At 36.7% G+C, this 11,169-nt stretch carries 7 protein-coding genes and 1 pseudogene; 3 read left to right on the plus strand and 5 right to left on the minus strand.

The features are described from left to right. A pseudogene (locus ACY651_RS18615) lies at nt 1-1,132 on the minus strand (hypothetical protein); the annotation flags it as partial. Between the two features lie 345 nt (nt 1,133-1,477). On the opposite strand from ACY651_RS18615, the gene ACY651_RS18620 reads away from it, so the two are divergent. The 3 genes from ACY651_RS18620 (at nt 1,478) to ACY651_RS18630 (ending at nt 5,242) form a co-directional block, all read left to right on the plus strand. Continuing rightward, on the plus strand, nt 1,478-3,103 hold the full coding sequence (locus tag ACY651_RS18620) for a S1C family serine protease (protein WP_462255010.1): 1,626 nt from the start codon (nt 1,478-1,480) through the stop codon (nt 3,101-3,103). A 121-nt stretch (nt 3,104-3,224) separates the two neighbouring features. Continuing rightward, nucleotides 3,225-4,436: a hypothetical protein gene (locus tag ACY651_RS18625; protein ID WP_462255011.1), complete on the plus strand. Its 1,212-nt coding sequence runs from the start codon at nt 3,225-3,227 to the stop codon at nt 4,434-4,436. A 257-nt stretch (nt 4,437-4,693) separates the two neighbouring features. After that, nucleotides 4,694-5,242 (plus strand): REP-associated tyrosine transposase, encoded by a 549-nt coding sequence (locus ACY651_RS18630; RefSeq protein WP_462255012.1) that lies wholly within the window; start codon nt 4,694-4,696, stop codon nt 5,240-5,242. Between the two features lie 189 nt (nt 5,243-5,431). Here the strand turns inward: ACY651_RS18630 and ACY651_RS18635 are convergent, their stop codons facing one another. The 4 genes from ACY651_RS18635 to ACY651_RS18650 form a co-directional block, all read right to left on the minus strand. Next, nucleotides 5,432-6,187 (minus strand): hypothetical protein, encoded by a 756-nt coding sequence (locus ACY651_RS18635; protein WP_462255013.1) that lies wholly within the window; start codon nt 6,185-6,187, stop codon nt 5,432-5,434. A gap of 16 nt (nt 6,188-6,203) precedes the next feature. Continuing rightward, nucleotides 6,204-8,390, minus strand: coding sequence for a TIM barrel protein (locus tag ACY651_RS18640; RefSeq protein WP_462255014.1), 2,187 nt, complete (start codon nt 8,388-8,390; stop codon nt 6,204-6,206). 201 nt (nt 8,391-8,591) lie between these two features. Then, nucleotides 8,592-9,569 (minus strand): dihydrodipicolinate synthase family protein, encoded by a 978-nt coding sequence (locus tag ACY651_RS18645; protein ID WP_462255015.1) that lies wholly within the window; start codon nt 9,567-9,569, stop codon nt 8,592-8,594. A 96-nt stretch (nt 9,570-9,665) separates the two neighbouring features. Then, nucleotides 9,666-11,168, minus strand: coding sequence for a sodium:solute symporter family protein (locus ACY651_RS18650; protein ID WP_462255016.1), 1,503 nt, complete (start codon nt 11,166-11,168; stop codon nt 9,666-9,668). Nucleotide 11,169 lies beyond the last annotated feature (1 nt).

Below are 11,169 nucleotides of genomic sequence, written 5' to 3' on the forward strand. Positions count from 1 at the left end.
CAGCCGGCCTGCCAATCCATGCCTGGTTATCTAAGGTTTTTTTATCTTCTGTTCCCGGAAATTTTAGTTTATACGCTTCCGTCATGTACATACCCGACTGGTGTGGCACATGGCCTTGTTGCGAAGGCCGCAACCAACCCGTATGCTGAAAAGAAATACCTGTAAAAAAAATATTGGTAACGGGTTTATCAATCGTTCCTTCAATTTTTACTAAGGTTTCTAAAGAAGGTGCTACAACATTTGCTGTCAACAAATTTTCATTTGCCCCCGGCCAGTAATAAATTTTATGATTAGTAATATCCAAATACCATTCGCCGGGTTCATCTAAAAACTGCAGGGCATTGGTTAAGTAAAACGCAGAGTTACCCGTTTCTTTCGATAGCCATGGTGCCGGCCACGGATGTTCGCTTTGAATTTTACTTTCAGGTTGCTGAAAAAACAATTTGGCACTGTCGCCCTGCACTTCCATTTTTTTAATGCGTAAAATGGCAATGGCCCACCATTGGTGAATAAACATTTCCATGCCCTGTACATTTTGCAGCGATAAAGTTTTTGGTGCAGGTATCCAGCAGGTCTGTTCTTTTTTATCCCAGCTTAAAATGCGGTCCATCAAATCGCCGTTCATGCTTTTTGCTCTTATCGCTTTTTTATCGTTCACCCACAGTTGCCTGAATTCGGACAATCTTCCTGCGGTAAGCGGCACATCCGCTACCCAAACTTTTCCCTGTGCATTTAATGGAAGGCCTGCTATTTTTTTATGTAACTTTTGCCAATTATTTATTTTAAATCCACCACTTAAAATGGGTGTTTCGTTTGGTGCAGCTTGTATATATGTAGGGCTTTCGTTAGTGCCTGCATCTTCCGGGCTTATAAAAACCGGTTCGTATAAATTGTATATCCCTCCGCCTACAATAATATTTATCCCGCCTGCAATTGCCGCATCATTCAAACGCCGCCACTCCCTGGCCTTGCGCAATGCAGCGTTTATTGTTGCCAGTGGTTTTTGTTTCGATCCATCATTTACATCCGAACCATTGGCAGCCACAAAAATATCGCCAGCCCATGCATTAAAATTAAAAAGCAGTAACAACACCAGCAACAGTGCAGGCAAGCATTGGGACAATCGTTTCATCGTTAAAAAATTAGTGCGCTAAAAATATTTGAGCAAAGCCATTACGATGTACAATTTACCTAAATCAATACCGCTTAACAAGGTAGGTATTTACTAAAAAGATGGAAGATATTACTATTTGATTTTTGAATACCAGCTTTATATTTCCATGGCATCACCGTTGCGTCGCAATCCTTTCAACTGCATACCATTGGGGGGCTTTAATTGAAGCGGAGAATCCGTCTAAGGATTTGTGAGTGATTAATAAATTTTAAATATCAAACTTAAATAATATCTTTAAGTACCTAATAAAAACTCCTGCTTTGTATAAGTAAGCGTAGCGAAGTTTTTTTGAAAAAAAATAAAATGTACATCATCAAAAAGTTGAAAGATCAAGCAACCGTAAAATTTGAAGTAACGCCTTGTAGCATAAATATACAAGTTGCCTGTAATTTTAAAACCAAGCTTATGTCCAAGTTAAAAGCTTTGACAATATTAGTTCTTCTATTTGTTACTAATCACTCATTAGGGCAATCAATTGAAAAACTAAATGGTTACAAGTATGTTTTTGTTCCGACTCTTACTTACGGAAATGGGGACATTGATATTTGGAGTATTTCCTCCAAACTCAGAAGTTATTTTTCAGACAAAGGATTTGTTGTTTTCAGTGATAAAACTCCCCCACTCAATGACATTAAAGGGAATCGATGTTTACTTCTAAACTGTATTATTAACCATACAAATGTGACAGTTGGAACAAACGAAGTTTCTCTAACAGTTAAGAACTGCAAAGGTGAAGTAGTTTACTCAAACACAGGGAAAGCAATGGGCTGGTCAATGCAAGACGATTATAACAAAGCCACAAAAAGGGCATTTGGTAAAATTGATGATTTGAAATATAATTTCAACCCTCAACTTACACCACGTATTGAATATACAAAAGTTGAAACGACTAACGAATCAGAGGAATTATTAAAAAAATATTTAGATTCAGCTAAGCTCAATATTATTGAAGGTATTTACAAATCGTACCAAAATGATAAAATGAGTTATTATAAATTCGCTGTAAAGAAAAAAGATGATAAATTTATTGCAATTATAATTGAAGCTGATAATAAAATATGGAGCCCCGGAGAAGTTAAGGCTGTTTTTGAACCGACTTCTATGAATGGTTTTTATTCTGTGAAATGGTACTTAGGTGACAAGACATCAGTTGAAACCTTTGGAATGATGGAAAATGAAGCATTATTGTCAATAGAGTTTAAGGAACAAAGTGGCGAGAAACGACAGAATAAGTTTATTAAAATGTATCCTACATCTGAAAACTCGAAAGCTACGACTAAAAAATCTTCTGGTACATCTGGAAGTGGTTTTTTTGTATCAACAAATGGTCTGATTGCTACAAATGCTCATGTAGTTGAAGGTGCAAAAAATATTGAAGTTAATATATCGAATGACATTGGAAACTTCAATTACAAAGCAAAGTTGGTTCTTATTGATAGTAAAAATGATGTAGCATTAATTCAACTTGAAGATGATAAATTCAATGGTCTTACATCTTTACCCTATGGAATTTCAGAGAAAGCAGATATAGGTGAAAAATCTTTTACCATTGGCTATCCTTTAAATGACATTATGGGCACAAATTATAAAGTGACCGATGGAATTATAAGTGCCAAATCAGGTATAGCAGATGATGTAAGGTATTATCAAATATCAATTCCCCTTCAACCTGGCAACAGCGGCGGTCCGTTATTTAATAATCAAGGAAATATTATAGGTATTACTTCTGCAAAACTAAATAGCAAAGCAGTTGGAACTTCAATTGAAAATGTAAATTATGCTATTAAAGCAACTTACCTATTAAGCTTAATGAACATGATTCCAAATGCTATTATCCCGCAGCCATCAAATCAGCTTTTGAAAAAAGAATTAAAGGAACAGGTAAAAATTCTTAAAAACTATGTTTGCTTAATACAAGTTACAGAGTAGATAATTTTCAAGGAGGAACGATAAAAAACTGCAGACAATTCTGCTTCGCCTTTGTTGGTGTAATCTTAACTACAAACAAAATCGTGCTGAAGATATTTATGGTTTAAACATGGTTTTAAATATGGCAGAGACACATATAGTTTTTAATGACCAGTTGGAGTTGTATGGCCAACAATACATCACTCAAGTAGCTCCTATTCCTATAGGAGAAAATGCGTCACCTGAATATCAGAAAAAGAAAATCTTAGCGTTACTTTTTGAACAATTTCTTCTATTCGATAAAATTGCGATAAAAATTGACAGAGAAAATCTTGAACTGTATTTTCTTATTAAAGAACTTGGAATAAACAAAGTCGAAGAATTAATCGAATATGGTATAATCATTCCAGTATTATGGACGCCAATAATTGTTACTTCCTTAGGCATGAAATTACCAGATGGCAGTATGGATGAAAGTTCCATAATAGGACAACCTCCATTAATTTCTGGTAAATTTTCTGATGAAGATAGTGACCCTGAAAGAAATCTTGATAAGCTTTTAAGTTACTTCTCTTTCCACAAAGACCGAAAAAGAATTTTTAAAAAACGGGTAATTGACAAGTACGTTTTGCCAGACAATTCAATAGCTGATAACGCAACTAAAATAGTAATTGATGCTTATGTCAAGGGGCAATTAACCGAATTGGGTTTAAATAATGACAAAGAACCAGAAAATTTAAATCTGGTTGAAAGAGATAAGCTATTTCAACTTGGGCATAGTGTTTTAGAGACAACCGTACTTGCAGAAAAAAACTTTAAAAGCTATGATAAATACCAAAATTATAGTTTGACGAAAGGATCAGTTAGAAATATCGAAACTGCTTATCATGTTTCTGAAAACACTTCCGAAATTTTGAAAATAGAAAACCTTGCAAACATTCAAGATTACGTAATTGAAAATAAAATACCGTTCGAAAGAGTTTTTGATTTGAGATATAAAAAGAATATCAAAGAATATAGAAAGTGGATTAATACACTTTCAAAAAGTATTGATACAAAGAATATTACTGAAGAGTACATAGACGAAATAGCAGGTAAAAACAAATTTTTCGAATCTACTGGAGGAAAATTTGTTAGGACCGTGGCGATGTTTGGCTTAGGGTCTGGCGTCGGAGGTCTTATAGCTGGGCCAACAGGAGCTGCGGCTGGCGGTATTATTGGGAAGGCGGCAGAATTAGGCCTTTCCATGCTTGATACCTATGTGTTAGATGGAATATTAAAAGGATGGAATCCAAGAATGTTTGTAGATGATATAAAAAATGAAGTTGCAGATGAGCAAAAATTAAATCCGTGATTCAAAGCTTTGGCCTTTGTTGGTATGCAGCCGGGACAATGTGCAAAGCGTACCAACAACCAGCCCGAAGTCCCCACACTGGCGCCAGTGTTCAACCGAAGGTTGGTCACTGGTGTCTATAAGTTCAAGCGGTCTGCGACCGCAGCATGGTACAACATAAAAAAAATAAACTCACTAATTAAAAGCCTCTTCACTACTACCATCACTTAAGCCTTTAAACAAAATGGTTTATATTTATAGCAATAAAATTATTGCTGATGTCATCTAAATATAAAACCGGCGAAGATGCTATCCCTCATTTTATAACTTTTACTGTTGTTGGCTGGATTGATGTTTTTAGCAGGGAATGTTATAAGGAGCTATTGGTAAAAAGCTTGCAATATTGCATAGCAAATAAAGGATTGCAGCTTCATGCATGGGTTATTATGACCAATCATTTGCATTTGATTGTAAGCAGCAACAGTAATAAAATTGCTGACATTGTAAGGGACATTAAGAAATACAGCAGCAAACAAATTATCAAAGCCATTCAGGATAATCCTTCCGAAAGCAGGAAAGAGTGGATGCTGAATATTTTTAATTTTGTGGGCCAAAATAATAATAACAACAAGGAATTTCAATTCTGGAAACAGGATTATCATCCGATAGAATTAAACACCCCTGAAAAAATACAACAGCGATTAAATTATTTGCATGAAAACCCGGTACGGTCTGGCCTGGTTTGGGAACCGTGGCATTATAAATATTCCAGCGCAATAGACTATTACACTAAGGAGATTGGGCTTATAAAAATTGAACCGTTGTGAAGTAATAATCCGGACACAGTCCGGTAGTATTGGTAGACACAAGTGAGCTTCCTTCGGAAGAACACTTGCGCCAGTAGCGTACCAACAACCAGACCGTAGCCCACCGCTACCCACTATAGCTTTTCTTCGATACCAAAAACTGTGTTTTCTTCAATAACAGTGGTTACAAACGAAGATGGACAGTTCAAATTAGGGTTTCAAAATAACAAGATCATTCTGGGCACTTCTCAAAATAAATACCTTATCAAAAGTAGAAGAAATGGGGATGTCAAATTCGATACCCTTAAAATATCCAGTTATCCCTCCACCCTGCCAAATTATTAACCAATATTCATCGCAAGGTTTATAAGATCTAAGTTTAATTTCTTTAGCATTCAATATGTCATCTAACACTTTTTTTGAAAACTCAGGAATAACTGCAGCTTCTGATTGTGAATTGAAAGATGAACCATGTAAATCATATCTAAATAAGTTTATAGATTTTATTCCTTCAGGAAGATTTCTAAGACCCATTCCAAGCAAACGATCTCTAACAAATGGTATAGCAGAACTAAGATCTGTCTCCACATGCTCCACACTTGCATGCATTGTATCTTCTAAATTCAAAAATTCATTAGCACAAAAGTTGGCGACTTCTGTTGATATGTTTTCCCGTTTTGCTTTACTAACTCCCTTATTTGTAAATAAATCAATGCTAATGCTAAAATTGAAAGGTAATAAATGAACTAGCTTTTTTAGGACTAGATCAGTAAAATTTATCTCCTCTGAACTTAATTGTTTTGCATTTTGACTGTGAACTATCTGCGTTAATTCTATGCCTATCTTTTTGGAGTCCGTAGTCATAATAAAATCAGGAGAGTCAGGATGCTCTAACTTATCAATAAGGAAATTTTTATACAACCCAAAAAAAGCATTTATTACATGTATTTCTTCTTGATAAGTCATTTATTGAATTTAATCTTTACTGAAACACCTTCTTTAAATACGCCGCATTCGCCCCATAATTATATTTTGTATCCGAAGCTTTTGCAGCATCCCTGCTGCGTTCAATAACTAACCAGCCGGTGTAGCCCATTTCATCCAAACATTTTTTTACTTTGTACATATCTATCTGCGGATCATTTTGTAACCATACGCTGTCTTTATTACTGGCATGTATCATACAAATTCTTTCCTTGCCTAAAATTTTTAATTCGCTAATTAAATCACGGCCTTCTTTTAAAGGATTAGAAAAATTGAAATAGATTTTTATTGCAGGAGAATTTATTGCTGTTAATAATTGTACTTCTTCTTTTGCAGATAATGCCGTTTCGATACCAATGACCACACCAGCATCCTGCGCCATTTTACCGGCCACTTTTAATCTTGCAATAACGGAATCTCTTACCGATGGATTCTTTTTTAAATCGCACTGCACACCCAGAGGAAGAAAAGCCGTTTTTACATTCATCAGCTTCATGGTGCTGATGCAATCTTCAATACTTTTTTTATACTCAGTCCTGTTGCAAAATGATTGGGCATAATAACCCGTCATGGCCAGTGAAAATATGATTACATTATTCTCTTTGGCGGTTTGCAAAAATTTATTTCTTACAGAATCAATTAAGAGTTGGTTATCAAAAGTTGGCCGGGTACCCAAACCTCCCATATCCACTTCTACTCCATCGGCTTTTAATTGGGCGGCTAAAGTAATGGCGCCGAGCTTTTGTCTTTTTAATAACATCAGATCAATCAATCCGATTTTATAGCGCTGGTTGGTTTTTGCTTTTTGAATTTCATCAGCAAATACTTTTTCCAAATTTTCAAATCCGTGTATGGCATGTGCCGGTAAATTTTCTCCTTTGTCACCAAATACATACATAGCCTGCTCCGGTTCAATAGTAATTTTTGATTCGTCAATTTTTGCGGAATCATTTTGTATGGCTTTGATATTTAAGTTTAAATATTTTGCCATGAAATTGTACAAGGGAATACGTTTGGTAATGCCGAAATCATGTTTATCATTGGGTAAGTGTACATTTTGCACCTCATCTTTTTTGCAATACCAACTATACATTTTTTGCAGGTAAGGAAAATCATGTTCCGGCATTTTATCTGTCCAGTCGCCACCATCGCTGATAAGCAACTGCGGCCTTGGCGCAGCCATGGCAGCAATTTCTACATTATCTGTTCTTCCTCCGCAACTATGTATATCCATACCGCTTTCGCAGGGGCAGCCGCCATAGAAATACGAACTTATTGCTACCACAGGTGCGGAAACTTTTATACGGTCATCTAATGCCGTCATTAAAACGGAATGACTGCCTGCGCCACTTCCACCTGTTATGGCTACACGATTGGTGTCGGCATCTTTTTGTGCTAATAAATAATCGAGAATGCGAATGCTTCCCAATGCCTGTATAGTCATAGATAAACTGCGGCGGTGATCTTCTAATTTAAATTGTAATAACGATTCGCCCCAGGCAAACAGATCGTAACTGAATGCCATGGCGCCCATTTTTGCAAATCCAGCGCAACGGTATTGGCAATCGGCACGGTAACGTTGTTTTTCCCAATGGCCATCCGGATTTAATATCACCGGAATTTTGCCTTTATATTTTGCAGGTTTGTATAATGAACCGTTTATCCAAAGGCCGGGTAAAATTTCTATTGCAATATTTTGTACGGTGTAGCCATCAAATTTTCTTACCGCAGTAATTACAGGTTTGTTATTGGGTAATGCAGGAAGCTGTGCTAATTGTAACGCTTCTTTCATGCATAATTTTAATTCTGTTTTTCTACTTTCCCATTCCTGCAGTGTTTTATATTGTGCAGCAATTCTATCTAACTCTGCCCAACCTTCTGCAGGTTGCCAGCGGTAATATTCATACGCACTGAGTTTATATTTTTTATCCCCTTCTTTTTTTACTTTTAATTCTAATGGTGTTAAGATGCTTTCTAAAGTTAGTTCTACATCGGGACGGTATTTCCAACCGGCGTAGGTAACTTTTTTATTGGCCACCACACTGTCGGCAAATTTTATGGTGACGTTATATTTTTTTTGAATGTCGTTTAAAACTTCTTTGAGTGGTTTGGCATAAGCATTATCTGTGTTTTGCTGAGCGTTTACTTTATTTTCCCACGAAGACACAAAGGCACAAAGGAGCATAAATGTTTTCACGCAAAGGGGCAAAGGAACTGAGGCGCAAAGAGATTTTGCAATGAAGGAGAGCTGAGTAAAGATATATCGTACAAGAGTGCGATGCCGAGGCTGCACACAAATCCTACTCGGCACAGGCAGCCAATGAAGCCTCATAGCAGCACTGCGGCCCGGCTCAAAACAAAAGAATGTATTCATACAGCAATTTAATTAAATAGCAGCATCCAATTGATATTTTGGTAACATCAATTGTTCCACATCAACAGGTTTTATTTTTAATTTATCGCACCAGGTTTTAAAACTTTCATGAATGTCGTCTAAAGTTTTCTTTTGTTCGGGTGTGAGTTCCAACGCAGTGGCACGGCTGATGGTACGCACGGGCAAACCTCTTTTACGCAAAAAATATTTTGCACTCATGGGATAAGCGATATGTATCAACGGATCAACACGGCTTATTTCTGCCTGCAGCCATTTTACTTCTTCCTGCATTGCCGGATCGTTGGCATTGTTCACCATCCACACTAAAATTTCGGGATAAAAATTTCCGCTGATGGATGACATACCCTTTGCGCCCATTTGCAAACTGTACATGGCATTGGGTGAATGTGCATCAAAAAACTCGAGGTTACTTTTTGTTTCTTTTACAATATCAATTTTTGCTTTTACTTTTTCCAGATCAATCGAAGTATCTTTATGATACACCAAACGGTTTGCTGATAACAAAGTTTTAAAAACATCGGGGCCAATAATTCTTTTGTACGGCGCCGGACATTCGTACATACCCAATGGAATATTGCCGGTAAGTTTAAACATGGTTTCAAAATTTTTCAACAACACGTCGTCACTGTCTTCTACATTGGCGTAATGGCCGGTAATTAATATCACGGCATTAATACCGGTATCATAAATCTTTTTTGTAAAATCTGCTTTGTCATTCACCGTTAATCCAAATGATCCGGTAGCAACAACCGGCACACGGCCGTTTACATAACGTACAATATGCTGCGTTAATTCCAGCCGTTCATCTTCGGTAATGCTGTACATTTCGCTGCTGAGGCAATTGGCAAAAAAACCTTTTACGCCTGCGGCTAAATAAAAATCAATTAAGTTACTCACCACATCCAAATCAACTTTTGCTTTTAAGTTGAAGGGTGTTATCATTACCGGAACAAATTTATTGGTGTTCATATCCATTTGTTTTATAGCTTATAAATTTCCTTATTTTCAACAGCAATAAAAATGTATTATACTACTATTATGCGGTGTAATTTTACTGTAGTACAGCTATTTCTTAAACCTGGTAATCAGTATTCCTGTTAAAAATATTGTTAGCGTTCCTACTACAATAATCATATTGCTGTGTAAATTATTTTTTACAAAACTGTATTCGTCGGTGATGCTTTCGCTGAACGTCATCCATAAAATAACCAGCACGCCAATGACGGTTGCAGTAACCGCTGCTGCATTTTTTGTTTGCTTACTTATCAGCCCCAATAAAAATAAACCGAGCATGCCGCCAGCAAAAATGCCGGAAAGTTTCCACCAGGTATCTAATAAACTTTTTGCACCAATCATTGCCAGGCCTGCACTTAAACCTATTAAACCAAAAATAACTGTAGCCAAATGCAACGAAAATAATTGTTGCTTATCATTCACTTTTGGATTAAAATATTTTTTGTAAATATCCATGGTAAACACGGTGGCACTGGCATTCATATTGCTGCTGATGGTACTCATTGCCGCCGATAGAATGGCTGCCACCAATACACCTAACAAACCTGTGGGCACTTTGGTTACCATAAAATGCGGTAACACTTTATCGGCATAATCGGCTGGCGTAAACGTGGCTGCTAAAGTTTGTATTTGTTGTGAAGATGCCAATGCTCCTAATTTTTCCGTAGCTAATTTTATTTTTACCGGCTCCATTAAATCGGGTTGCATTTGATAAAATGCATACAGCGATGTACCGATGATGACAAACAATAATGATACCGGCACATACATCCACACACAAAGCCAAACAGATTTTGCCGCTTGTTTTTCGGACGATGCTGTATGATACCGCTGTATATAATTTTGATCCATACCAAAATTATTGAGGTTAATAAAAAACCCGTACAGCAGCACTACCCAAAATGTGGGTTGCGTAAAATTAAATGCTGTACTGCCTAAACTAAATTTATTATCTGCTTTTGCAATTTCAATTACTTTACTAAACCCTCCTGGAATTTGTTTGATGACCAAATATAAAATGAGTAATGCGCCTAATGTTTTGATAATGCCCTGTACTACTTCTGTCCATATCACGGCTTCCATACCACCGAGTACAGTGTAAATAATAATGCACACACCCATTACCACCATTATACTTTGCATACTAAAACCTGTGAGTGCCTGCAGGCTTAATGCCATACCAAAAAAAATGGTGCCCATTCTTGCAAACTGCGTTAATAAAAAACAAACTACTGCATACGTTCTTGCCCAGGGGCCAAAACGTTTTTCCAAATTGGTATAGGCAGAAATCTCCCCGGTGTTTCTGTAAAACGGTACAAAATATTTTGTGGCCACCCATGCTGCTAACGGCATAGATACACTAAAAACAAAAACATTCCAGTTGCCACCAAATGCTTTACCGGGATTACCCAAAAAAGTATTGCTGCTTAAAAATGTGGCGTAAATAGAAAGGCCAATTGCCCAGCCGGGAATTTTGCCTGAGGCTTTAGTAAACTGTTCGGAGTTTTTATTTTTTTTGGAAAAATAAAAACCGATTGCCAGCATGGCAAGCAGG

Origin of the sequence: Ferruginibacter sp., assembly GCF_031391665.1 — a bacterium.
Lineage (GTDB): Bacteria > Bacteroidota > Bacteroidia > Chitinophagales > Chitinophagaceae > Ferruginibacter.

Coding starts and splice junctions, on each gene's coding strand:
- ACY651_RS18620 (WP_462255010.1), top strand. CDS start 1,478: ATGTACATCATCAAAAAGTTGAAAGATCAAGCAACCGTAAAATTTGAA.
- ACY651_RS18625 (WP_462255011.1), top strand. CDS start 3,225: ATGGCAGAGACACATATAGTTTTTAATGACCAGTTGGAGTTGTATGGC.
- ACY651_RS18630 (WP_462255012.1), top strand. CDS start 4,694: ATGTCATCTAAATATAAAACCGGCGAAGATGCTATCCCTCATTTTATA.
- ACY651_RS18635 (WP_462255013.1), bottom strand. CDS start 6,187: ATGACTTATCAAGAAGAAATACATGTAATAAATGCTTTTTTTGGGTTG.
- ACY651_RS18640 (WP_462255014.1), bottom strand. CDS start 8,390: ATGCTCCTTTGTGCCTTTGTGTCTTCGTGGGAAAATAAAGTAAACGCT.
- ACY651_RS18645 (WP_462255015.1), bottom strand. CDS start 9,569: ATGAACACCAATAAATTTGTTCCGGTAATGATAACACCCTTCAACTTA.